Source organism: Sphaerospermopsis sp. FACHB-1094 (assembly GCF_014696195.1).
In the GTDB taxonomy this organism is placed as follows: domain Bacteria; phylum Cyanobacteriota; class Cyanobacteriia; order Cyanobacteriales; family Nostocaceae; genus Sphaerospermopsis; species Sphaerospermopsis kisseleviana.
This window is the reverse complement of record NZ_JACJPT010000004.1, coordinates 65419-90288: the sequence shown is the minus strand read 5'-3', so window position 1 is coordinate 90288 and position 24870 is coordinate 65419. Positions and strand designations below refer to the sequence as shown.

19 protein-coding genes and 1 pseudogene are annotated in these 24870 nt (G+C 33.6%); 8 read left to right on the top strand and 12 right to left on the bottom strand.

Annotated elements, in window-relative coordinates:
• Nucleotides 1-35: 35 nt before the first annotated feature.
• On the top strand, nucleotides 36-398 hold the full coding sequence (locus H6F47_RS02225) for a hypothetical protein (protein WP_137666133.1): 363 nt from the start codon (nucleotides 36-38) through the stop codon (nucleotides 396-398).
• The gene (locus tag H6F47_RS02220) at nucleotides 395-796 is read left to right on the top strand and encodes an HNH endonuclease signature motif containing protein (protein ID WP_137666134.1); all 402 of its coding nucleotides are present in this window, start codon (nucleotides 395-397) and stop codon (nucleotides 794-796) included. Before H6F47_RS02225 ends, H6F47_RS02220 begins: the two co-directional genes overlap by 4 nt.
• A gap of 55 nt (nucleotides 797-851) precedes the next feature.
• Here the strand turns inward: H6F47_RS02220 and H6F47_RS02215 are convergent, their stop codons facing one another.
• Nucleotides 852-1346, bottom strand: a complete 495-nt coding sequence (locus tag H6F47_RS02215) for a DUF29 domain-containing protein (protein WP_137666135.1) — start codon at nucleotides 1344-1346, stop codon at nucleotides 852-854.
• Between the two features lie 139 nt (nucleotides 1347-1485).
• Here H6F47_RS02215 and H6F47_RS02210 point away from each other — a divergent pair.
• Both H6F47_RS02210 and H6F47_RS02205 read left to right on the top strand, forming a co-directional pair.
• Nucleotides 1486-2341: pseudogene (locus H6F47_RS02210) on the top strand (NAD(P)H-binding protein).
• A gap of 162 nt (nucleotides 2342-2503) precedes the next feature.
• A complete protein-coding gene (locus tag H6F47_RS02205) occupies nucleotides 2504-4000 on the top strand; it encodes an HlyD family efflux transporter periplasmic adaptor subunit (RefSeq protein ID WP_190647484.1) in 1497 nt (498 codons plus the stop codon).
• 65 nt (nucleotides 4001-4065) lie between these two features.
• Here H6F47_RS02205 and H6F47_RS02200 read toward each other — a convergent pair whose 3' ends face one another.
• From H6F47_RS02200 to H6F47_RS02170, 7 genes are all read right to left on the bottom strand, one after another.
• Complete coding sequence (locus tag H6F47_RS02200) at nucleotides 4066-5574, bottom strand: hypothetical protein (RefSeq protein ID WP_190647482.1); 1509 nt, start codon at nucleotides 5572-5574, stop codon at nucleotides 4066-4068.
• The gene (locus H6F47_RS02195; protein WP_190647480.1) at nucleotides 5571-7763 is read right to left on the bottom strand and encodes a hypothetical protein; all 2193 of its coding nucleotides are present in this window, start codon (nucleotides 7761-7763) and stop codon (nucleotides 5571-5573) included. The genes H6F47_RS02200 and H6F47_RS02195 overlap by 4 nt, the downstream gene beginning before the upstream one ends.
• Nucleotides 7764-7976: 213 nt before the next feature.
• Nucleotides 7977-9404 carry a DUF1241 domain-containing protein gene (locus tag H6F47_RS02190; RefSeq protein ID WP_096572366.1) on the bottom strand — a complete coding sequence of 476 codons (1428 nt, stop codon included), beginning with the start codon at nucleotides 9402-9404 and terminating at the stop codon, nucleotides 7977-7979.
• 19 nt (nucleotides 9405-9423) lie between these two features.
• Nucleotides 9424-10263, bottom strand: coding sequence for a hypothetical protein (locus tag H6F47_RS02185; protein WP_096572365.1), 840 nt, complete (start codon nucleotides 10261-10263; stop codon nucleotides 9424-9426).
• Nucleotides 10264-10335: 72 nt separating this feature from the next.
• Complete coding sequence (locus H6F47_RS02180; RefSeq protein ID WP_190647479.1) at nucleotides 10336-13608, bottom strand: hypothetical protein; 3273 nt, start codon at nucleotides 13606-13608, stop codon at nucleotides 10336-10338.
• Between the two features lie 63 nt (nucleotides 13609-13671).
• Entirely contained in the window at nucleotides 13672-15174 is a 1503-nt protein-coding gene (locus H6F47_RS02175; protein ID WP_190647477.1) for a tubulin-like doman-containing protein, read from the bottom strand.
• Between the two features lie 3 nt (nucleotides 15175-15177).
• A complete protein-coding gene (locus H6F47_RS02170) occupies nucleotides 15178-15648 on the bottom strand; it encodes a hypothetical protein (RefSeq protein ID WP_096572362.1) in 471 nt (156 codons plus the stop codon).
• A 190-nt stretch (nucleotides 15649-15838) separates the two neighbouring features.
• Between H6F47_RS02170 and H6F47_RS02165 the strand changes: the two genes are divergently transcribed.
• Nucleotides 15839-17257: a hypothetical protein gene (locus H6F47_RS02165; protein ID WP_096572361.1), complete on the top strand. Its 1419-nt coding sequence runs from the start codon at nucleotides 15839-15841 to the stop codon at nucleotides 17255-17257.
• A 296-nt stretch (nucleotides 17258-17553) separates the two neighbouring features.
• Here H6F47_RS02165 and H6F47_RS02160 read toward each other — a convergent pair whose 3' ends face one another.
• The 3 genes from H6F47_RS02160 to H6F47_RS02150 all read right to left on the bottom strand — a co-directional run bounded on the left by H6F47_RS02160 (nucleotide 17554) and on the right by H6F47_RS02150 (nucleotide 21625).
• The gene (locus H6F47_RS02160) at nucleotides 17554-19011 is read right to left on the bottom strand and encodes a S8 family peptidase (protein WP_190347160.1); all 1458 of its coding nucleotides are present in this window, start codon (nucleotides 19009-19011) and stop codon (nucleotides 17554-17556) included.
• A 337-nt stretch (nucleotides 19012-19348) separates the two neighbouring features.
• Entirely contained in the window at nucleotides 19349-20821 is a 1473-nt protein-coding gene (locus H6F47_RS02155) for a pentapeptide repeat-containing protein (RefSeq protein WP_190647475.1), read from the bottom strand.
• Between the two features lie 180 nt (nucleotides 20822-21001).
• On the bottom strand, nucleotides 21002-21625 hold the full coding sequence (locus H6F47_RS02150) for a pentapeptide repeat-containing protein (RefSeq protein ID WP_242027315.1): 624 nt from the start codon (nucleotides 21623-21625) through the stop codon (nucleotides 21002-21004).
• Between the two features lie 153 nt (nucleotides 21626-21778).
• Between H6F47_RS02150 and H6F47_RS02145 the strand changes: the two genes are divergently transcribed.
• A complete protein-coding gene (locus H6F47_RS02145; protein ID WP_190647472.1) occupies nucleotides 21779-22948 on the top strand; it encodes an FAD-dependent oxidoreductase in 1170 nt (389 codons plus the stop codon).
• Between the two features lie 21 nt (nucleotides 22949-22969).
• Here H6F47_RS02145 and H6F47_RS02140 read toward each other — a convergent pair whose 3' ends face one another.
• Nucleotides 22970-23152 carry a hypothetical protein gene (locus H6F47_RS02140; RefSeq protein ID WP_206755131.1) on the bottom strand — a complete coding sequence of 61 codons (183 nt, stop codon included), beginning with the start codon at nucleotides 23150-23152 and terminating at the stop codon, nucleotides 22970-22972.
• Between the two features lie 69 nt (nucleotides 23153-23221).
• Between H6F47_RS02140 and H6F47_RS02135 the strand changes: the two genes are divergently transcribed.
• Both H6F47_RS02135 and H6F47_RS02130 read left to right on the top strand, forming a co-directional pair.
• Complete coding sequence (locus H6F47_RS02135) at nucleotides 23222-23563, top strand: hypothetical protein (protein ID WP_242027314.1); 342 nt, start codon at nucleotides 23222-23224, stop codon at nucleotides 23561-23563.
• Between the two features lie 496 nt (nucleotides 23564-24059).
• Nucleotides 24060-24707, top strand: coding sequence for a histidine phosphatase family protein (locus tag H6F47_RS02130; RefSeq protein WP_190647468.1), 648 nt, complete (start codon nucleotides 24060-24062; stop codon nucleotides 24705-24707).
• Nucleotides 24708-24870 lie beyond the last annotated feature (163 nt).

The window sequence follows — 24870 nt, the reverse complement described above, 5'->3', positions numbered from 1 at the left end:
ATAATTAATAAACAACAGATACCCAAATCAGCATTATGACTACAGTTGCTATTTTGCCCATATCAAATGCCAGTGGTGAAGTGTGTTATCGTGCCATCGCTGGTGATAAACAATGTGTTGGCAAAACCGCAGGTCAAGCTTTAGATGCTTTGACTACGCAGTTAGGTAAAGTTGAATTTCGTGCCATATTAGTTATTGATAACTTTCATCCTGACCAATTCTTCACTAGCGAGCAACAACAACGTTTATCAGAGCTAATGAATATGTGGAGAACAGCAAGAGATCAAGGACAGATACTTTCCCCAGAAATACAAATGGAGTTAGATAATCTTGTTAATCTTGAACTCAATGCTGCTACAGCCAGAACAGCATATTTAGCACAACGATCAAGTCAATGAACCCATTTTATAATCTGGTGGCAAATCGCGCCATTCATCGTTGTGAATATTGTCATGCACCCGAATTAGTATTTAATTTTCCCTTTGAGGTTGAACATATAGTTCCTATTTCTCGTGGTGGTGCTAATGTTGAATTTAATCTCGCCCTTGCTTGTCGTTCTTGTAATCTGCGTAAAGGAACACGTACTAGTGAAATAGATCCTGAATCTAATATGGAAGTTCGTCTTTTTAATCCCAGAGAAGACAGATGGGAAGATCATTTTCAAGTTAATTCTCAAACTGGTTTGATTATAGGTATAACGCCTATCGGACGAGCAACTGTAAAAACTTTAGAACTAAATAGTCAATCACAAGTGATAGCAAGGCAATTATGGATTCGGTTAGGCTTATTTCCGTAAAATGAAGACTACACAAAATATCACTAATAAGACTATTAAAAATGTTTAACGATTCTCACTCATTGACTAACTCACTAGCTTCACCAGGATAAAAACCATCATCTAAAATTTCCGTCAAACTATAAGGACAAGTAGCAGAAAAATTGCTACGAGGTAAATCAGTTTCTTTAACAGCTAATTCCACACCTTTCAAATAAGCTTTACCAAGTGCCTCCTCAAGATAGGATTTTAAACTCGGATTTTCCTCAAGTAATTCAATAGTATCTAAGCGTTGAATGCGAAGGGTTGCTAACCAACTACGACTGCGGCGTTGTGGTTGAAACTGCCATTTTAATAAATGTCCTATTAAAATACTTAAACGATTTCGCAGTTCTTGACGTTGCTGTTTCCCCAAGGATTCAACTTCCTCAATTAAATTTTGCCAATCAATTTTATGCCATTGATGGTTGCGGAGTAAATCAGCTTGTTCCTGTGTCCAAGCATAAAAGTCACTAACATAGAGACTGGATACAGGTATTTTCAGCTTTGGGTTTGTTTCTGGTATTTGCATCAGTTTTACTAAATCCCAACTAATCCCAACATTATTATTTTAAACAAAAATTGTAAAATTTCGGATTTTAGGAATTTGCTGATTTGAAAATAGTGATTAAACTTAACTACATAAAGCCCCATACTCAAATCCAAAAGTTATGATTCTAGTAACTGGAGCAACGGGAGATATTGGCCGCCGCATGGTGCGGTTATTACGTCAACAACAGAAGTCGGTAAGGTCTTTTGTTTGTCTTACGTCTCATTAGAGCGAGTTATAACACCGGGTTTCTGATATATTTATTGGTGATTTGCGGAGAGAACAGGATATCAAAAAAGCCTGTCAAGGTGTGAAATATATCTACCCATTCCGGGTAATACTGGTCAAAGTAGCTTGAGGATATTTGTCCATAAAATTACTAACTGTTGAGCATTTTGTCTTGATATCCGTTTTAGGTGCTGAAAGAGGATATGAAGACGCTCCCATTTTCAAAACTAAACGCACAGTAGAAAAATATCTGCAAAGTAGTGGCTTAAATTACACTATTTTACGCCCATCTGGTTTAGCATCAAACCTGCTACCTTTGGCGGAACGGTTTAGAGAAACTGATTTATATTTGCTCATCGGTGATCCCAAAAATCGCACATCTATTATTAGTACCGATGACTTAGCCAAAATAGTCGTAGATTCTTTAACCGTTGCTGAGGCTCGTAATCAAATTTTACTATTAGGAGGACCTAAAATTTTATTGCGTGAGGACATTCCCAAAATTTTTAGTCGCATCTTTAACAAACAACCAATCATCATTAATGTTCCTTTATTTGCAGTGGATGGTTTACGGGGAGCATTAGGTTTATTGAACTCTTCAGCACAAACAAGTTTAGGAACTTTTCGCACTTTATTAGCTAATGAATTTTACTGTACATCGGAAGAAATTGCCAATTTAGAAAGAAAGAATTTATAACTTTCACTTGGAAACTGTAGAAAACTTTTTGCCGCGTTATTTAGCAATTTAATTTTGGTGATTGGTGACTGGGGAAGAAAATTTTAGATTTTAGATTTTAGATTGGAATTGACAAAAACAATCCAAAATCCAAAATCCAAAATCCAAAATTGTATTACCAATTACCAATTAACCATTACCAATTACCAATTACCAATTACCAATTACCAAATATATGAAATATTCCCTATCTGCAAATCCTGTTCAAGCACGTCAAACAAAAGAAAATTTTGCTAAACCAGAGGAACAATTATCCTATGAATTGGGTAAAGCTGTACAGGAATTACCACCACTTTATACAAGATTATTAGCGGGAACTATTAGTGTTATTGTCTTTGGTACTATTTCCTGGGCGCATTTTTCAGAAATTGATGAAGTAGCGACAGCACCGGGAGAATTAATTGCTTCTACTCAAGTGAGACCGGTGACATCTTTAGGTAATGGATCTATTGTAGCGGTGAAAGTTAATGAGGGCGATCGCGTAACTAAAGATCAAATATTAATTGAACGTGACCCTAATTTACAACAAACCGATGTTAACAGATTAGCGAAATCAAGTAAATTAATTGAAGAAGATTTACAAAGATTACAAGCTGAAAGAACCGGAGGAAATACTGCGGGAACAAAATTACAAGATGAGTTATTAAATTCCCGGTTATTAGATTATAAAGCTAGACAAGCAGCAGCAGAAGCAGAAGCAGAACGCCAACTTTCAATTATCAAACAAGCGAAAATTAGATTAACTCGGTTAGAAGAAAATTTAGCTAATGCTAAAACCAGTGTGATTAATGCTCAAACTAATTTAGTGAATGCAGAAAATATCCGTGCTAAACTAGAAGAAAGTTTAAAAATTGCCCAACAACGAGAAGAAAATTTGAGAACCTTATTAAATCCTGGTGCTGTTCCCAGAGTTGATTATTTAGAAGCCCAGGAAAGATTAAATCGAGCAAATACTGATATTATTAGAGCCACGAATGAAGTAACTAATGCCAAAAATAGAGTTACAGAAACACAGGATAAAGTAGCATCTTTAGGAAAAGATGTTGCTGCTCAAAAACAAGAAATTAATCAAGCTGAACAAGCGTATCAAGCAGCCAAAAATCAAGGTTTAAGATTAGCATCAGAAAGAAAAAGTGAAATTTTAACGCAAATAAATAGACGTAAAGAAGAATTAGCCAATGTTGCAGGACAATTAGAACAAGCGAAACAAGAAAAAGATGGAGAAACAATTAAAGCACCAGTAGCGGGAACAATTTATAAAGTCAAAGCTACCAAAGGACCTGTACAGTCTGGGGAAGAATTGCTGTCAATTTTACCCGAAGGGGAAGAAATGCTGTTAGAGGTAAAAGTTTTAAACCGGGATATTGGTTTTATTCGTCAGGGAATGAAAGCAAAGGTGAAATTAGCCACTTTTCCCTTTCAAGAATTTGGTGTAGTTGATGGGGAAGTTTTACAAATTAGTCCGAATGCGGTGGTTGATGAAAAATTAGGTTTGGTTTTTCCGACGAGAATTAAGTTAAGTAAGCATTCCGTGACTGTGCGGGGTAAAGAGGTGGAATTTACGCCGGGGATGGTGGCAAATGCGGAGATTGTGACGCGGAAGAAGTCGATTTTAACCTTTATTGTTGAGCCAATTACCCGCAGATTTAGTGAGGCTTTTTCTGTGAGGTAATTATTATTAAATATTTAATTAATAGATACCGGACTTCTTTAAGAAGTCCGGTATCTGGGTATTCTCTATTCAGATTTATTTTCCAAAGATTCTAATCGCACCTTAATTAAATCTATTTGCAGATAAACATAATCTCTGAGAACTGAAATTTTGCCTATTTGAGATTCTAAGTTGTTGCGTTCTTCCTGCATTTTTTCTAACATTGATTTTAAATTATCCAATTGTTCCTCAATCTTTGATATTTCTGTATTATTATTTGTTGCTGTTGGCTGAGTATCTATAAATTCAATAATTCCTTTTTCTGTAACTTGCCAATTTTCTGAATTATCTATCATTGCTACTTGAGCAGGGTTGATGAGAATAAACCTATCATATCTGAAATCACTATAATTGAAACATTCAAAGAATGTTGATATATTTTCATAACTATGTTCATTAATTATTTGTTTAGGTTTAGGAACTAAATATTGATTATTAATAATCCAGTATTCTCCTCTACCTTTTTTCTTGCGCTCAAAAACTGATGGTGTTTCAATATCACCACTCCAACGCGATTCTTTACTACTTGCTGTTTCGGAAACTTCTATCTTATCTGGAAAATCAAATTCGAGATTATAATTTTTTACTATTACCCATAATTCTATTTGTTTTTTGAGTAAATCTATATCTTGCAAATCAGCAGAATCTTTAACTGTTGGTATATTTTTGATTTGTGAATCTAAATTTTTTTGTTCTTGATAAAATTTCTCTAATTCCAATTTTACCTCATTTAATTGTTTATTTATTTTCAGGATTTCTAAATTAGTATTTGCTTGGTTATCTTTAATTTCTGATAATTGTAATTGGGATTTTAAAATTAAGTTTTCCTGCTGTAAATTTTCTAAATGAAATTTTACATCATGTAATTGATTATTGATTTTTTCAATTTCTAAATTATTTTTTTCTAAATTATTTTTAACTTGATTTTGTTGCTCATCTATATCTAAATATGATCTAAATGAAACACCAGAAATATCATTAGTAAATTCTAAAATTCCCTTTTCTAATAACTTCCATTCCTTACCACTAGGTAAACTGGATACTCTAGCAGGTTTAATTAATAGAAAATGAGTATCTACTGTGGGAGTAATACCACGAAAATCAAATAATTTTTCTACAGTTTTTAGTTTATGAATATGCAATTTAATGTTAATGCTAGGTAAGAGAAAGATATTATTTTGATTAGATACTATTATCCAATATTTACCATTTTCATCTTTTTCTAATAAAACAGGTTGATTTTGGTTATCTTCTCGATAACTTTTAGCTGTTAATTCGGCAATAATTGAGTTTTTTAATAAAACTTTGGGAACGTTATTATAAACTTCTATTAATTCTAATTCAGATATATTTAGGGGTGTGATTTTTTCCGTTGTAAAAGCACCTGTGACGATAACTGAACCAGTTTGGACTTTTTCAGTAAGTGTAGATAGGTAATTTTCTATATTAGTGATTCGCGGTGTCAGGTTTTGTTCAATAATTTGCTCTAGTTGTTTAATTCTACGAATTAAATCATCTTGAAAATTGGATGTCATAGATTATCTATCTCCTTATATAATACTCTAACTAATGCTTTTAATTCTACAATAAAATGTGGTTCTGGTTGGATATTTTCAATATCACCTTTTTGAGAATTTAAAAGGTTTCTTAGTTCTCTTTCTGTAGCTCTCCATAATTTTTGATTATATTCATACTCTGGTTTATTAAAGTTATAACCTTCTATTGCTTTAATATCTTCAATTCTTAAATCATCTAAACTATCATGGAAAGTATCAAAAAATAGCTGTAACTGAGTTAAATTAGTAATCTCATATTTATCAATAGTGTTTAAATTTATATCTAATTCTTGTAATTTTTGATCTTGCAAAACTAAACCACAAGCAACTTCATCTTGAGGGTTTTGACTCATGCGTGTAATTTCTTCTGTGTCAGGAAAACCAGAACTTATACTCATCATGCGACTGAGTAAAGAATTAATTTCTGAATTTATATCAAATTCTCCACCTTCTGACAACCAATTTAAAAGACGTGAACCAATTCCACCAATATAAACAGGAGTAATTTCTTTAAGAGTGTATTTACCCTCGTGGTGTAAAACAGCAAGAATTTGACCAATATAAAAATACAACCCAGATAAACCAATAGACATTAATGTTATCAGTTTTTGAAATTCAGGATGATTTATAAATAACTCTCTTTTTCGTTCTAACCAGTTTGCAGACTCTAATCTTAACCAAATATCTAACTGGTCATAAAAAGCATATTCTGGAAATTTTATCCAGTTGTCAGGTTCAATATCAAATATTTTCAAAATCTGAGGGTTAGTTTTTATTATCTGAGAGAATAAGTCTATTTTACCAAAATTTAGAGAACATTGATAAATAAGTTGATTATCTTGCCAGATAGATATATTAGAATTTACATTACCAATATCAATACAAGTGGTATTTACTAAATCATAATCTTCATATTCAGTAAAATATTGAGCAAATGCTAAACTTTGTGATCGAAAATATTGACTATCATTAATATTGGGGCAAAGATGTTTAACACCTGTTTTAGATTGTAAATTATTGGTTATATCTTGCCACATTTGAGCATATTTATATTTACCTTTACGGGAAAATTGAGGAGGATAGGAAATACACCATTCAATTGTTTTAACTTTGTTGTTAACAGCATTTGCAGTCAGGTGTAATATGAGGTGTTTAAGAAATAACCGAATATATCTAAGATTTTTAGTTGAGCATTGTAAATCTTTTTTAACCCAGCTTTCTTGTTGTGAATATCTATTCCGAACAGGAATATAAACTCTACCATCAAAAATTGGACGTTCTTGATTTATGTCTGCACTTCCCCTAGTAGTTAGTATGGTAGACATGGGAAATGGTTTATCTACTGGAATAAAACTTTCAGGAATGAAGTATTCAAATAAAACTGGAAACCTAGTCTCTATAGAAACATCTGTAACTTTATGATGTAGATTATCTGATTTGAAAGATTCAACAATTTTATCATCTTTATTAACATAAACGCTAGTATAATCACTTCTAAAATCTATACCTATTTTCCAGGAATATGCAAGCTCTATTTTCTTTTGTGTTGGTAGTAAAATAATACCAATTGTATGTTCTTGAATATTTTTACATTCAATAAATTTAGGAAATTGAGTACATCTAACTATTTTATAACTACCTCGACCTTCTTGAAATTGCTTAATTTCCTCTACATTAGGAAAACAAACCTGAAAAGTTTCTTCTCCATATTCAGCATCATAACAAAAACCGTAATATTCTTTCCATCCCTCTGCTTGAAAATTAGGCCATACTTCTAAAACTGGAACTTCAGGAATAAGATTTTCTGCTTGAATTGTATAATCTTTAAACAAAGGAGTTTCACTATTTGGTAAATCTAAAATTAGTCTTACCTGTGATAAATCATCTTCATCAATCAATTCAAATTTAAGCTGTTTAGTTAATTCTTCTGGAGTAAAATAATCTAGTAGAATTGGATTAAGCGGTAAAAGAGGAGTAATCTGATGATTTGCAAATACTAAATATTGCGTACCTTGAGGAAGTAAAGCACCTGGTAAAATACTCTCTTGTTCGATAAATACGAGCTTTTTTAAAAATAAATCCTTGGTTGTCAGTTGAAGTTCTTTGAGCTTAGTTAATAAGCTGTCAGTTTTCATTTTTAAATCATGTAAATTATTATTCATATTCATCTACATCTACTCAAATTCAATAATTCCTTTCTCCGTCAATTGCCAGGTTTGTAAATTACCTATCATTACCACTTTAGCAGGTTTGAGTAATTAAAACCTAATTGTAACCTTACTTCCTTTAATTTGAAACAACACTCTAAACATTCCTGTTCTGAAAAATCTACTTTTTCAAGATTATTAGCTGGCATATAATTTAATTGATTCTTTTAGTTATTAAAATTGTAATTTTCCAGGTTCTACTAATTGCCAATGTTGTCCAATAGATGATACTGTTGCTGGTTTTAACAATGTAAAGCTACTGGAAGAACTGGGATGATATCCTATACATTCAAAACAGCTTGATATTGTTTCATAATTATACTCATTAATTTTAATATTGCCTTTGGGTACAAGATATTCATAATTTCCTTCTCGAACTATCCAGTAATTACCTAACTGATTTTTTTCTAGAATAGGTGCAACTTTTTTTCCAATACGACGCTGTTCTACTGTGTGATCACTTTCTGCAACAGTGATTGCATTTGCAGATAAAGAACGAGGTTTACTATTATATACTGTAAGTATTTTGGTTTCGTGATTAGATAGAGATGTCTGAGATTGATAAATATTTTCCGTTTGGGGTTTAAGTGGATGTACTACTCTATTAACTGGTGTATTAATTGGTTGATTATTCGTAAATGTGTAATTTGATAAACTGGGACTTTGGGGATTTTGATAACCTCTTTCTATGGTTTTTAACCTTTCATCTAAATTATCAAAATGCCGTTTAATCTGTGTAAATTCTCCTTCAATGTAATTTACAATTCTTTTTGGTTGAGTTATATTATTTGATGAATGATTTTGTTTTGTTTCCAATATGTTCAACTTATAAAATAACCAAGCAATTAATCCCCCAAAGATAATAAAACTCATAATATTTACACTGACAGTCAAATTTAGAAGTTTATAAATCCTGTCAAGTTCAGATTTAGGTATCAGAATTTTATCTTGATTAGCAGGATTGTGATTTTCTGACACTATCTGTTGATAGTTACTTACAATCCCATTATTATCCGATAATTGTTGATTTTTTGTTAGTTGTTTAATTACATCAAATTGTTTGTTTAATATTTCATTTTTTTTATTCAAAAAATTTTGTAACTGTATCTGTGTTTTTTTCCTAAAATTACCATTAGGTGCAATATTTTGAGTTTCTTGGAGTTTAATAATTTGTTGGACTTGAGTAACATCAGCATCACTAAAACCCTTTTCTAATGGTTTGATGGCGTTCTCTATATCACTAATTGTCTTGTTTATATCTGCGAGGTTTTTTATTTTGTCTGGATTATTAATTTTTGTGAGAGCATTTTTCAATTGAACTATTTTTTTATTTGAATCGGTAAAATCTAATTCTTTTCTTTCTAAGTTACCATCTATAACTTTCTGGAGATTAGCATTTAACTGAATTATTGATTTATTTAATTCGGTATGTGCGGATAAAATCGAATTAAAGTCATCCACGTTCTGTAAAATTACAGGAGATGGGTTAGCTTGAACTTTAACATTATTATTTTCTGATTTTAATGGAGGACGTTGACACCCCACCATCAGAGAGATGAGTAAAGAAACTGAGATATATTTGATATGATTTGTTTTTAGCATAATATTCACATATTGTTTATTAAAATTGTAAGATACCTGGGTCAATTAATTGCCATTCATATTGATTTTTAACAGTTACTTTACCTGGTTTTACCAATACAAAATTTTCAGATTTACCTGATTGATAACCGCGACAGTCAAAAGTTGAGAGTAATGTCTCTTGGCTATATTCATTAATCTTAAATTTTCTTTGAGGAACTATATATGAACAATCATCTATATTGATTATCCAATAATTACCTTGACGATTACGTTGAAAAATTGTTGCTTCTTTACTGCCTCCCCAACGCTTAGTTTGACTTTCTTCCGGCTCAGATACTTTAATTATCCATTCCGGGAAATCCTGGAAATCGAAATCCGGATTCTTATAAGAATTTACTAATTGCTGTTCGTGCAATGTCAGAATTGTAGAATAATCTGTATAATTATCTGCGATGCTCTTAGTTTCTTCATCATCAGTTTTTGTTTCATCTAAATTTTCACCATTGTCATGATTAATATATTCCTCTTCTTTATTTATTAAATTCTCTTGATTTTCCATCTGAAATTTATTATTTTGTGCCTGAGAATAATCATTAATTATCTTAATAATGGCTTCAACAACTAAGGGGTGTTGAAAATGATTTAGTAGTTCTTGTATTTTATTATCGGCTAGATTATTATATGTATTTTCTGAAATATTAGTATTTTCATATTTTTCTAATCTTTCTTGTAGAGATTGATTCTCTTTTTTCAGATTTAAATTTTCTTTTTTCAATTCAGAAACTATGAATATAAGGAAATAACTTATAGCTTCTTCTCTATTATGATCACCGTATTCAGTTTTACAAACAGGACATATATTAGAATTAGCTTCCATTTTTCACCTCTGTATACTTGATAATTGAAAGAAAACAATCAGGGCGAAAATATCGCCCATATTTAAACCGCTTTATTTACCAGACCATTCCCTAGCTAAAACTTTCAGTAAAGCCTTTAAGCCCAGGATAAAAGGAGGTTCTTCACCTATACTTTCAACATCACCTTTAATGGAATTTAAAGAATTTCTCAACTCCTTAACTGTAGCTTTCCACAACTTTTGATTGTATTCCGGATCGGGATCATCTGGATATTCTTTTTCAAATTCATAACCTTCTAGTGGTTTAATTCCATCAATTCCTAAATCATCTAGACTAGCATGAAAAGCATCCAGAAACAATCTTAACTGATTTAGTTCAGGAATTTGATATTTAGAAATGGTTTTAGCCTTAAATTCTAAACGATCTTGCCAACTATAGGTTTCATTATCTATTTCACAACCTTCACCAGCAATTACATGATCTTTTTCCTTTTTATTTAAACCTTTGAGCTTTTTATCTTTTAACACTAAACCACAAGCAGCTTCATCTTTGGGGTTTTGACTTAGGCGTGTGGGTTCTTCTGTATCTGTAAAACCAGAAGCTACACTCATCATGCGACTAAGTAAAGCATTTATTTCTGAATTTTTGTCAAATTCTCCACGTTCAGCTAACCAATGTAATAAACGTGAACCATTACCACCAATATAGACTGGAGTGATTTCATCAACAGTGTATTTACCCTCTTGATATAAAACAGATAGAATCTGACCAACATAAAAGTACAAGCCAGATATACCTATTGCCATTAACCGTAATAAACCTTGAAATTCTTTATTTTCTTCCAAAGTATCCCGTTTTTTATCTAACCAGTTATCAGCTTCTAGACGCATCCAAACATCCAGTTTGGCATTGAAAGCAACTCCTTTCAATCTCGTCCATTCATCGGGGTTAATATCTAATTTTTTGAGAAAATTAGGATTTATTTCGATGAACTGAGAAAATAAATCACGTCCTGCTAATTCCACAGAACATTGATGAACTAGCTTATCATCTTGCCAAATAGAAATATCTGATGTACCACCACCCATATCAATACAGGTAGAGTTAACTAAATTACAATCTTCATACTCAGCAAAATATTGGGCTACAGCTAAACTTTCAGTACGGAAATAAGTTGCATCATCCTTACCAGGGCTGTTGTGTTTAATACCTGTTTTGGCTTCTATTTCTTTAGTTATTTTCTGCCAGGTTTTGGCATAGTTCTGTTCTTGTTTAGGTGAAAAAGCTGATGGAAAAGATAAAGACCATTGAATTTTTTGTACACCATTTTTAGCGGCTATAGCACTAATATGTAATGCTAAATGTTTAAGGAATAGTTGGTTATTGCCTAAATTCTCAGTTTCCCATTTGAGATTAGTTTTGATCCAGGTTTCTTGGGGTGAAAAGCGATTTCGTGCGGGAATATATAAACGACCATCAAAAATTGGACTTAATTGGTCTGTTTTTGTGTTTCTTTCTCCTTTTGTTGTTAAGACTGTAGACATCGGAAAGGGTTTCTCTACAGGAATAAAACTCTCAGGAATGAAGTATTCAAACAAAACTGGAAATCTGGTTTCTACTAACACATAAGTAATTTTACGATGCAGTATTTCTAAGTTCAATCTTTCTGTTACTTTATCGTTTTTATTAACATAGACGTTAGTAAAGGAAGTACCAAAATCAACACCAACTACCCATTCACCAGTTAGTGGAACTTCTTCTGGACTTGCTAACAGAATTAAACCAATTGTATTGGTATAAATGTCTTTACATTCAATAAAGGATGGAAATTCATCTAATTGTACTGTTTGATAAGATCCTTTACGTTCTTTGAAAGAATGAACTTCTTTCGCACCGGGAAAACTAACCTGAAAAGTCTCCTCCCCATACTCAGCATCATAGTAAAATCCATAATATTCCTGCCAACCCTTAGCCCGAAAATCAGGCCACACCTCTAACACCGGAACTTCATAAATAATATTCTCCTCTAACAAAGGATAGTCCTTAGTTAAAAGAAAAATTTGCTGAACTTTTCCACCTTTCACACCAGAAAGAGGTAACGTTAAACTTACCCGTACTTGTGAACCACCTGCACCATTATTAATCAATTGTAATTTAATTTTCTTAGTTAAATCCTCCGGGGTGAAATAATTTAATAAAATCGGATTCACAGGAATTAAAGGTGTAATATTCCGATTCTTAAAAACTAAAGATTGTGTACCTTCAGGTAGTAAAGCACCTGGTAAAATTCCCTCTTGATCAATAAATTTTAACTCTGGTAAAAATAAATCTTTCGATTCTAAACAAACTACTTTTCTACTTTTATTCCATGTTCCAATATCTTCAGGACGAAAAGCAGCTAAGGTTTTACCTTCGTGAATAGATATATTTTGCGGTGGTTCATTCCAAGCAGTAGCAATATCAGGATCAATAATTAACAATTGCGGAACATTCAGTTTCATCAAACTGGGAATCACCCTAACATTAGATTCTTTCACCTCTACCTTAACAGGTAAATTCAGCGCGGTTAACGCCCCTCGGTTAATTTCAACTTCAAAATATGTGGGGTTATTACTAAATTGAAAGTTCGGTGTAGTTGTCACACCCAAACTATTAATAAACCCATTAACTAAACCAAAAATTCTATCAATGGCTTTACTATCACCATTATATCTTCTGATTTCTTTGCGGAGGTTATCTAACCAAAACGCTAACTGTTCTTTTTCTGTTTGGTTAAGATAATTATGAGGTGATTTTAACTGTAATGTATTTGCATCCCACCAAGGTATACTATCCCATTTTCCCTGTTCTGAAGGTACAACTAAGGTACTAGGTGAAGTCATCCCCACAGGTTGATCATTACAGGTAAAAACATATAAATCTTCCCAAGGATGTTTGTTATTATTAAATGTATAAAGAGTATTAACAGGATCAGGTAAAAGCTCATATAAAGAACGAGCAAAAACATGATTACTTTTCTTTGTTTCCAGTTCTAAAAGTTGGGATTTAATGGGAAAATTGCGGACTTCTGCTAATGCTAAAACCGCTAACATTCCTTGCCATTGAGTAATCATTTGTTCTCGAATTGGGTAAGCATCATTATGTAATGCCATTTCCATTGATAAAGCTCGCGCCCAAACTGTGGGAACAGAACTCACGCTGGTTACTGCTCCCGGTGCTTTGTAATCTAAACTAGAAGCGACATCATTAAAAGCTTTTGGTGCTTGAGTATCCCAAATTCCAGGATTACCCGATGTGACATCACAATCATTTTTCAGTTTTGGCAACAACAAAGCAGATTGATTATTAGTATATGCACTAGTCATGATCTAATTTTCCTCATCAACAAATTTATTTCTACAAAAAGTTTTTTCTACAGAAATTTCTGCCTACAAACGACAGACAATATATAAAGCCTTAGCCAGTCCAAATATTCCTATTTTGGGTAAGTTGCTTATAGCTTCAGGATTTAATCGTCTTTTCAAGTCTTGTACTGTATCCCTAGATTTTTGGTTTTTATCTCGACTGTCCCCAATGATTAAATCTGATAAATAATCAGGTTTCATGGGACTATTAGCGAAATGTTTGGCATTGAATAATTGAATATTCTCGTCAGCACATTGATGAATTTGTGATAACCAGCGTAAATAATCTTGACACCAAATACTAATTATTTCTAATGCATTTTGTTGTTCAGGATCATTAAAATCAACTGATTTTTGTTGATTATTGCCAAAAAAAGCTTTATCTGGAAAGAATCTAGTAAACCAAAATCCTTGAGGACTTTTTTGAAATTGTTTAATTCCAATGCTCTTACATTCTGCTAACAGTGGGGCAATATCAGCTAACCACGCAAAGACAAACCGAGTGGCATTTACTAATTCAGCAGTGACTAATTTTTGTTCAGGAATATCTCGCCAAGTGATATTTTTTAAATTCTCCCGGTTCATTAACACTACACTTTTTTGCTGGGGAGTTGTGTTTAATAAAAATTGTCTGGCGGCTAATGCTGCATACATTTCCAGAAAATGCGGATCATTACGTTGGGTGTTTTTGCCCACACTGAAAACTTTAACTGGAGATAAGTTCTGATTACCCAATAAATAGACAGTATCAAAAGTTTCTTGTGCCTGACCACCATAATAACGCAGGGCGGCTTCTGTATTTAATAAAAACTGATCAGACCGAGCATAAACTGTTTCTGAATTGTCTGCCGAACTCGGATTAAATCCAAAATAAGGTAAAACAAATAAACAACCAATATCTACTTTACTTCTGATTCTCAGGTTTTCTAACTTATTATGAATTAATCGCCCAATTGTCGGCAAGCCTGAAGCACCAGTACCGCCAAAAATTGACCCACATAAAAATACCTTTGGTCGTTTTCCCGCCCCTGTATCTGTTTGCAGTTGGTTCAGGAGTTGACCCCATGAATCATAATCTAAAGCATCAAGTTTGACTTGACTCATTACCGCCGCACCAATGGCAGGACGACCCCGAAAACCGACATCTAAATTAGCTTCTTTTTCTTCCGAAGTATAGAGAACATCAAATAAATTTCCTAATGCTGGTTCATCATCTTTGAGCAGGTTATATTCAAAAAATGAACTCAGATTTTTATTAACGCTGGTATTTGCAAAAGGCGACCATAAACCAAAGTCTCTGATTTCCGTTTTCATCCAAGGAAATTTATCAGCCAAAGTTAATTTATGGCAGTCTTGATAAATTTTCAGACTTTTTCGCGCTCGTTCTAAATTACCGTTATTTTCATCAGCATCAACAAATAATAAATTTAGGGGTTCTTCGTTAAAAAGTCCTATAGATGCTAATTGAATTATTGCTTCAATGCACTTAGCACCAGTTCCACCAATTCCAATTACATAAATTGACATTTGTTAATCTCCCATTAGTTTATGACGGATAAAAAAAGCTCCAGGGGGAATGTATTTGACGGTTTCAGGAGAACTGGTAGCGGTATTTAACCAATACAACCAGATAGCATCAAACAAGAAAAAACACATTAATGAAAATTGCGCTTCATCGCTGCGATTGATGTAAAAGACTGTAAAAGCAATGGTGAGTAAAGGTAGCAGTCCTAACAAAAACCAAATTAACAACCATTTACCCCGGCTACTACCGCCAGACTTACTCATTGCTCCCAACACACACCAAAAAATTGTGGAAAACAGACAAACACCGAACATAATCAGTGCAGCTGTGGTATAGTCAGCAGCAAGCCATGTATCCAAGGGGACTTTTTGAATGGGTATAATTTGATTTTCATATATGAGACGCTGCCCCAAAAACATCAGTACAGCACCGATCACAGTAAATATAATGATTCTGATAATCTCCCACGGATTCATTAGGCCTCCTTATAATTCCTACTGATCTAGAAGTTTGTTTTTTTGTTTAGATTTAACATTAGTAGTATTTGTTATACAATCATATTATTCTGAGAATGTCAACACAAGAAGCCGTAAAATTACTTAATAAGTATTAATTTTTGGCAACAAACCAACAAAATATTGATATTGAATAATGGAGAAAAATGACATGATGCGTATAAAATGGGCTTTTTTAGTATTAATTGCAGTTTTTTTAGTTGCTTGCAACAAAAAAGAAGAGTTAAGATGTGATATTCCCAGTGTTAATTCTGTCAATAATCAAACAGCTAGTAAGTCAGATAATCTGAATGTGGCTATTTATCTAGATGGCAGTGGTTCGATGTTAGGCTATGTCAAAGATGGGGAAACTAACTACACTAAAGCTTTAAAATCTCTCAGAACAGTATTTGAATTAACAGGGAAATTACCAGTTGAATATTATCGTATTGCTAATCCCATGCAGAAGATTACAAGTAGTGAATATTATAGTTTTGGGGCAACTTCTGTTTTTTATGATGGCAGTAACGCTAAATTTAAAGCAGTCTCTAGTCCCATAGATGCTGCTATTATTCCCTCAGTCAAAAACCAGCCAAAAATGACGGTAATAATTACCGATTTAGAACAAAATAGCGGTGATGTAACTAAATTAAATAAAAAAATCCAAGATATTTATTTTAATTCTGATAAAAAAGATTATGCTGTCGGTATTTGGGCTGTTAAAAGTGAATTTAATGGTAAGGTTTATATAGATAAAAATAATCAACTTCAAACTTTTGATTATAATTCTGGTAAACAACCAGAAAAGCTCAGACCATTTTATGTTTTGTTCATTGGACCCTACCAGGATGTGAAATATTATTTTGGTGAATTACAAAAATATAACTCTAATCAATCATTAGCTAATAGCGATATTAGTAAGTTAATGATTTTCCATCCTGATCATATCATTGAGCAAGTATCTAAATTAGAAACACTACCAACAACACCTAAAGGTATAACAAGAACTCTATCTTTAGTTAAGGATGGAGTTGCAGCTAGTAAAGTTAATCAAGGTAACTATGAACTATTACAAATAGATTCTCGTCAACAAGATAGTTTAACAATTAATTATAGTGTGGACATAGCACCGTCGGAATATAGTTTATTTGTTGATCCTAATTCCTTGAAAGCACAAGTTAAAGCCGAAAAGTTTGATAAGTTCGCTAAAAATTTTACAGCAGTTGATGCTATTTCAGCAGTAAATAGTCCCATTGAATTTAAAGATTGGCAAATTATTCCTCAAGAAAATAAATTAAATTTTACTGCTGTCATCCAACCTCATAAATTCCCTGAACCTGGTATTTATAAACTACAATTTGATATTTTGACGGAAAACCTACAAATTCCTACTTGGTGGAAAGAATGGGATTGGCAAACTAGAAGCAATGAACAAGATGGTTCAAAAACGCATAATTTAGAAGAGTTTTTTATGGCTTTGAAAATTAGAACAGAAACTATGAAAGCTGAAAGAGCAAAAAATACTGACGATAAAAATCAAACTTCACAATGGTTAGTTGGTCGCTTGTGTTATGGAATTCAGAAAAATTAAATGGCAGTAGCGAAAATTGCTCAACCTTCGACAATATCATACTTTAGACATAAATAGATAAACTTAAATTCATGGTTTTAAAAACCATAGATTTGGGTTACATGAGGTACACACTTCTCCCCTTACCAAGGGGAGGGTGTGCGATAGCGCGGGTGGGGTAATTATTAGACATCTCCGAAAATTAAATATGCGTAACCTGAAACCCATTCGTAGGGACAATTCATGAATTGTCCCTACATCTTTTTCGGAGAGGTCTATTAAGGTTTAGACTAATGTGAGAAGTACAATAGGTAAAACTAAATATAGTCTAAACTCCAAATATCCATATTTTCTAGATTCATATCATAGTCCCGTAATTCCCATCTATCTTTGCTCTCACTGTAGTAATTAAGGGTTTCTAAATTGGGAGTTTTGGCATTATAATCACCAAACCGTAACCCTAAATCTTCATTACTAATAGATACAACAACCGACGGTAATTGAGTTGATTCTGATTGAAAAGGTAAGGGAAAACTACCACCAATATTGCCAATATCAGTAGGAAATTGAGAACCAATATCAATCATATCAATAGGAAAAAAAGAATCTAAAGGCGGAAAGAAAGAAGGTAGAGAAGGCGAAGGATTTGAAGGTTGTGGTTGTTGGGGATTTGTACTATTTTCCGCCGTACTGATGATAATTTCCCGCACTTGACTTTCTGTTAAATTCGGGTTAGCACTCAGCATCAAAGCTACTACACCAGCAACGTGGGGAGCGGCCATAGAAGTACCGCTATAACTAGCATATTTATTATCAGGAATTGTAGAATAAACCTCCTTACCTGGAGCAGTCACATATTTAATTTCTTGAGAACCAGAACGATTAGAAAAATCAGTGAGTTGATTATTTTGATCTACCGCCCCCACAGCAATACCTGACTTATCAGCATAACGAGCAGGATAAGATGGTGTAGCATCGCCATTATTACCTGCGGCCATCACCACAATTACACCTTTACTGCTCGCATATTCAATAGCTGATTTGAGAGTATTATTACCAGAATTTCCTCCTAAACTGAGGTTAATAACATTAGCACCATTATCTACAGCGTAACGGATACCATTAGCGATATTTGCATAAGAACCTGAGCCATTTTCATCTAAAACTTTAACTGCCATAATTTGAGAATTATAGGCAATTCCAGTTACACCAATACCGTTATTTTCGGCGGCAATAGTTCCCGAAACATGAGTTCCGTGTCCATTATTATCTAAAACATTATTGTTGTTACTATTAAAATTCCAACCTAAAACATCATCAACATAACCATTACCATCATCGTCTATTCCATTACCAGTAATTTCTTTGGTATTTGTCCAAATATTGTTTTTCAAATCTTCGTGATTATAGTCAATTCCTGTATCTAAAACCGCAACAATGACACCTTTTCCTGTATGTCCATTTTGCCAAGCTGTGGGAGCATTTACCATGTCTGCACCCCAATTATTTCCACCCAATTTTGGAGCATCTGGATAGGGGGTTACACCAACTGCTTTACTCACTGCTTTTCCTGCATTGACTAAACCATAACCATTTTGAGAGTTATAGCTGTTTGCAGTCACATGAGACTGAATATTTGCATCTTTTGGTAAGCTACTACGATTACTCCAACTTAAACTATTGTCAATGGGAGTTGCAAAAGCATCACCTGAGTAAACAGGTGTAATGTTGATTTCCTGACGGGAGGAAAAAGAGTTAGTATTATTCAACGTCATCAGACTTTTATCCTTAAAATAATAATCTTTTTTTCGCAGTCTGAATTTTTCCAACTTTATTTTTCAAACTTTGTCAGATAAAAGTTTGAAACAACGTTAAAACTTACAGTTATTCCCCTTGGTTAAAAAATACTATGAATCCTCTCAGATAAAAAGCTAATTTGATTACGAATTCATGGTTTTAAAATCAAGCTTTGCTCACAAAAAATAAGTCATAATTTAATAACTTAAAACTAGATAAATATGATGAATTAATAACAATAAATATAAAAATCATCAACAGGTAGAATGCACCGAAAGTAGCAAAAAAGACAGTTTTAGATAATTAATTAGAGAATTAAACAGATTCTCGCCAATTAGCTGGCGCTTCGATATAATCAGGAAGGCGAGTAGTGCGATCGCCCACTGCGTTAATGATCTGTTCAGATTTCAGGTTTTTAGCACCATTTAAAATCGCCCCAGTCAGTTTAACATCATCAAGTTGAGCGCCTAATAAATTAGCACCGATGAGATTAGCTTCAGAAAGATTAGCTTCATCAAGTATTGCTTGAGAAAGATTAGCACCCATCAAATTAGCGTGATTTAAATCGGCTTCTGTTAAACTAGCTGCACTAAGGTTAGCAAAATAAATATCTGTTTGCTGTAATTTTGCAGCATTCAAATTTGCACCTTGTAAATTTGCACCATTAAGATTTGCACCATTAAGATTTGCAGCAATTAACCCTGCTAAACGTAAATTAGTTTTCCCTAATTTCGCACCTTGCAAATTAGCTAAAAATAACTTAGCACCTGATAGATTAGCAGCCTTGAGATTAGCTTGTTGCAAATTAGCTTTATACAAGTTGGCAGATTGCAAATTAACTGAACGCAAACTTGCACCAAACAAATTAGCGGAACTCAAGTTGACTCCATATAAATTGGCAAGATTGAGATTAGAACGACTCAAATTAGCTCCCCGCAAACTAGCCTTAAATAAGTTAGCTTGATAAAGAATAGAACCGATGAGTTTAGCACCATCCAAAACCGCCTCACTTAAATCCGCATTTCGCAAATCTGCACCACACACATCAGATCCCCGTAAGTCTACCCCTTGGAGTTTAGCTCCTGCTAAATCAACTCGTCTGATATCGGTATTACGTAAATCTAATTTTTGATTTTCTCGATCATGTTGAAAATTGCGTCTCCCGATCACAGTCAAAGCTGCTTGAATATCAGTACGCAGTTTCCAAGATTCTAATGGTAGAGAATAATTTGCTTGCTGTTGTCGGCGTATCCGATCACGATTGTTTCCGAAATCAATAGTCATGAAATCTTCTGGTTTTTGTACTTTCCTCTCTAGTTGTATGGGTGCATTTTCGCGGACAAACGCAGTGAGAACTTGCATAATTGTCCAATGTTCTTGGGGAAAATCTTGGGCAATTCTTTCTAAAGCATAAATAGCTCCTGTGCGCGTTTCTACCTTGTCATGTCCTAACTGGGAAATACTGCCAATAAAACGTTCTGCAATCAGTCTTTCTTGAAGAAGTTTGGTATTTTCAAGACTAATTGCTAGATTTTTCTCAGATGTAATTGCATTTTTTTCTATTGCTTGAGTTCTTTTGGCTGCATAATAAACATTAACTATGACAGCTACACCCAGAAAAACTATAGCAATAGTAGTTAATGCTTGATTTTTTTGAGATATTTGCTGTTGAAGTGATAACTTGTCAATATTAGTAGATGCGAAGACAATCAGTATCAATGACAGAAGCACAATAACGATGATAGTGATCAACCAATGCAATGTTGCATCTGTCTTTTTAGCAGACATACTAGAAAGATGCTTCACAATAATGAGTTATTACGGAGATGATAGAAGAAAACAGTATAGCATTTAGCCGCAATTTTTAGATATGTAAAATTTTATTTCACACAAAAAAAGGTAAAGATTTTTTCCTTACCCTTTCCTTTTTACCCCTTAAAACAGAAGTTTTCGCGTATATATGGTCTATTAAATAGTAAACTTCGCTTCTCGTAGATTTGCTCCCTCCAGGATAGCATCATCCAAAATTGCATCTTTTAAACTCGCTAAATATAAATTAGCTCGATGTAAGTTAGCATTAGTAAGATTTGCACCAGCTAGATTTGCTGCACTGAGAATAGCACCCTCTAGGTTAGCACCAACCAGATTTGCTTGTGATAAATTAACTTGATAAAGGTTAGTGTGTGCTAAGTTTATACCTTGTAAGTTTAGTCCCCTTAAATCTGTGTAACTTAAATCAATCTGCTCATTTTCTGGGTCTTGTTTTACGTCTCTTTTACCAATTACAATCATAGCTGATTGAATCAGTATCCGTTTGTCTACCAAGGAATCGCTAATTACTTCTTCTGGGGGTAGATTAGCTGTTTTCTCTCTGACAAAATTAGTCAGCATATCCATAATTATCCAGTGAAATTGTGGATTATCTTGCGCCAAACGTTCCAATTCATTAATTGCAGATAAACTGGTTTCTATTGTATTATTCTCCAGTCGTTGTAGAAGTTTCATTAAATAATCTTGATGAGAGTTATCGCTTTGATTATTCTTTACCTCCTTCTGAATTGCCAGCATCCAATGGATGATTTTTCTTACCAAAATACATAAAAATAATCTTGAGTTACTGGGATATTTAAAAAAATTGGCTATGAGTGGATTATTCCTCACCAACCGATGGGAATCATGATTATATTGATATTGAATCCCTGATGAAATTTATTGCAGTTTATTGCAGTTTATTGCAGTTTCCAGATGCAGCAAAATTCTCAACCAAGCCTAAAAAACCTAAAAAACCTAGTTTTGATAGGTGGTGGCCATAGTCATGCCATTGTTTTGAAACTTTTTGGTAATCAACCTGTGGCTGGAGTAAATTTGACTTTAATTACTTCAGATCAATATACACCCTACTCTGGGATGTTACCAGGACATATTGCCGGATTTTACAATTATTCTCACTGTCATATTGACTTGCCAAATTTAAGCAAATTTGCTAATGCTCAGTTATATCTTGATCAAGTAGTTGGTTTGGATTTAGAAAATAATCAGGTTTTTTGTGCTAACGGAACTGTGGTAAATTTTGATATTCTATCTCTTGATATTGGCAGCACTCCCGCTAAATTGTCTGTATCAGGTGCGGCAGAATATACAATTGCTGCTAAACCAGTTAAACAATTTTTAGAACATTGGTATAAATTACAAAATATGGTTGCTGAAAATCCTCAAAAACAGTTAAGTATTGGTGTGGTTGGTGGTGGTGCTGGAGGTGTAGAATTAGCGTTATCAATGTTGGCAGGTTTACAGAAATTAGGAATAGAAAATTTAACAGTACATTTATTTCAGCGTACTGGGGAATTAATGCCAAATCATCACCCATCTGTACGGGGAATTATGCGGGATGTTGTAATTAATAAAGGTGTAAAATTACATTTAGGTGAAAATGTCTGTGAAGTTGCACCTACAAGAGATAATCAATTAGAAATTACATCGGAATCTGGTTTAAAATTAAAATGTAATCAAGTATTTTGGGTAACACAAGCCTCAGCAGCAAATTGGGTCAAAGATTCAGGAATTGCTACGAATGAAAAAGGGTTTATTTTAGTAAATGATAATTTGCAATCTATTAGTCATCCACAGATTTTTGCAGCAGGTGATATTGCCACAATGATTAATTATCACCTACCAAAAGCAGGTGTATTTGCGGTGCGTCAAGGTAAACCACTGTATGAAAATTTGCGAAGATTGATTTTAAATAAATCGCTAAAACCCTACAAACCACAAAAAGAGTATTTAAGTTTAATTGGTACTGGTGATGGGCGTGCCTTAGCTACAAGAGGAAATTTCACCTTACCACCTCATCACTTATTGTGGCACTGGAAAGACTGTATAGATCGGCGTTTTATGGCACAATTTCGCCATGATTGAAAATTGAAAATAGTGAAAATCTTAGGGAATTTCAAATACAAAAAATATACAAATATTTCTTGTGGTGCGGGCATCTTGCCCGCTAATTATCAACACTGGGGCGATCGCCACTGCAACAGCCGTACTGACAACAGCCTGTGCTAGAAAAACTACATCCACTGCCACACAAAGTAGTTTACCCACAGTCAGATGGCGCATGGCCACAAGTTGGACAAAAACTTTAGGGACTTATATCGGTGCAGACACCATGGCCAAACGAGTTAAAGAAATGAGTTGGGAACAGGGAAAAAATACGGTTTTGTTTTACATGGACTTTGGCCACAATATCAACAAGGTTATCCTGCTAACTGTTCTACAGAAAAATTACCACCATTAGTTAAGCAAAAGTTTAGAGGTTTATTTCCCAATGATCGACTTTTTGATCATCAATGGCAAAAACATGGAACTTGTACGGGTAAAAAACCTATAGAATATCTGACATTAAGTAGAAATTTAAAATATTCTCTAGTTATTCCTTCAGATTATAAAAGTCCAGAAAAACCTTTTCGCACTACGATTAAAGATTTAAAGTCTACTTTTATTACTGCTAAAAAAAATGGAATGTTAATAGTATAGATCCTGTTTGTTCTGATTCTGGTAGATTTTTACAAGAAGTATTTTTTTGTTATTCTAAAGATGGTAAACCCGGAATTTGTAGTGCAGAGATTTTAAAAATTTCTCAAAAAAGTTGTGGACAGGATAATTTTTTAGTGAGAAACGTGAGATAAAATTAAAGAAATGAAATTACCGAAAATCAGGGATGGTTTAAATCATGAACTGGGGAAAATACATTCATTCAGATCCACAAATTTTATCAGGTAAGCCAACTATGAGAAGAGATAAATTAGATAAATTAGTGGTTGATATTACAAAAAATCACTTCCTTCTTCACTTCCTTCTTCACTTCCCTCTTCTCTTCGTGTCCTTCGCGTCTACCCTTCGGGAAATGCTTCGCATAACGTGGTTCATTAAAAAAACAAAATCATCTTCAAGATCACAAAACATAACAATTATGCCCTAATATTTAAAACATACCCAAAATACAAGCATTGATACCTGTAAAATTTGCCCCATGAGTCAAATTATTTGGATCGCCAGACACGCCAACCGCCTTGATTTTGTAAACCCTGACTGGTTTCTCACAGCCGAAAAACGCTATGATCCACCATTATCAGATGATGGCATGATCCAAGCACAACAACTAGCAAAAAGACTCAAAGGCGAAAAAATCAAACATATTTTCGCATCTCCTTTTTTGCGAACAGTGCAAACCGCCAACGCAGTCGCCGAAGCATTAGAATTAGAGATTAGACTAGAAACAGGCTTAAGTGAGTGGTTAAATCCCGCATGGATGACAGAAGAACCAGAAAGACTCTCAACCCCAGAATTAAAAGCATTATTTCCTAGAATAGACACAGGCTACACACCCCAGATAGCAGCAAAATATCCCGAAACCCATGAACAAGTGAGATATCGTTCTGCACAAACCGCTAGATGTTTAGCAGCAGAATTTTGGCCAGATGATATTCTGTTAGTAGCACATGGGGCTTCTGTGTTAGGTGCGGCAATGGGATTTGTGGGGGATATAGCTAAAGCAGAAGTTAAAGCTACATTATGTTCTTTAGTAAAAGTGGTGCGTCAAGAATCACAATGGTTGCTAGAACTAAAAGGAGATACTTCCCATTTAACTAAAGTAGAGGAAGTAGTAAGATTTGTATAAGTCAGGAGTCACTGGTTCGACACTTCGAGCGCGCTCAGTGCATCGCTTCGCTCACCAACCGGAGTCAGGAATCAGAATATTTGATTTTGAGCAATTATTTGGAAGTAAACCTGAAAAATATCAATACTGTTTACTGATAGGTAAATAATTAAAGTACAAGTCA

Coding starts and splice junctions, on each gene's coding strand:
- H6F47_RS02200 (WP_190647482.1), bottom strand. CDS start 5,574: ATGACATCCAATTTTCAAGATGATTTAATTCGTAGAATTAAACAACTA.
- H6F47_RS02205 (WP_190647484.1), top strand. CDS start 2,504: ATGAAATATTCCCTATCTGCAAATCCTGTTCAAGCACGTCAAACAAAA.
- H6F47_RS02180 (WP_190647479.1), bottom strand. CDS start 13,608: ATGACTAGTGCATATACTAATAATCAATCTGCTTTGTTGTTGCCAAAA.
- H6F47_RS02225 (WP_137666133.1), top strand. CDS start 36: ATGACTACAGTTGCTATTTTGCCCATATCAAATGCCAGTGGTGAAGTG.
- H6F47_RS02215 (WP_137666135.1), bottom strand. CDS start 1,346: ATGCAAATACCAGAAACAAACCCAAAGCTGAAAATACCTGTATCCAGT.
- H6F47_RS02160 (WP_190347160.1), bottom strand. CDS start 19,011: ATGACGTTGAATAATACTAACTCTTTTTCCTCCCGTCAGGAAATCAAC.
- H6F47_RS02130 (WP_190647468.1), top strand. CDS start 24,060: ATGAGTCAAATTATTTGGATCGCCAGACACGCCAACCGCCTTGATTTT.
- H6F47_RS02220 (WP_137666134.1), top strand. CDS start 395: ATGAACCCATTTTATAATCTGGTGGCAAATCGCGCCATTCATCGTTGT.
- H6F47_RS02170 (WP_096572362.1), bottom strand. CDS start 15,648: ATGAATCCGTGGGAGATTATCAGAATCATTATATTTACTGTGATCGGT.
- H6F47_RS02190 (WP_096572366.1), bottom strand. CDS start 9,404: ATGCTAAAAACAAATCATATCAAATATATCTCAGTTTCTTTACTCATC.
- H6F47_RS02165 (WP_096572361.1), top strand. CDS start 15,839: ATGATGCGTATAAAATGGGCTTTTTTAGTATTAATTGCAGTTTTTTTA.
- H6F47_RS02185 (WP_096572365.1), bottom strand. CDS start 10,263: ATGGAAGCTAATTCTAATATATGTCCTGTTTGTAAAACTGAATACGGT.
- H6F47_RS02175 (WP_190647477.1), bottom strand. CDS start 15,174: ATGTCAATTTATGTAATTGGAATTGGTGGAACTGGTGCTAAGTGCATT.
- H6F47_RS02195 (WP_190647480.1), bottom strand. CDS start 7,763: ATGAATATGAATAATAATTTACATGATTTAAAAATGAAAACTGACAGC.
- H6F47_RS02155 (WP_190647475.1), bottom strand. CDS start 20,821: ATGTCTGCTAAAAAGACAGATGCAACATTGCATTGGTTGATCACTATC.
- H6F47_RS02145 (WP_190647472.1), top strand. CDS start 21,779: ATGCAGCAAAATTCTCAACCAAGCCTAAAAAACCTAAAAAACCTAGTT.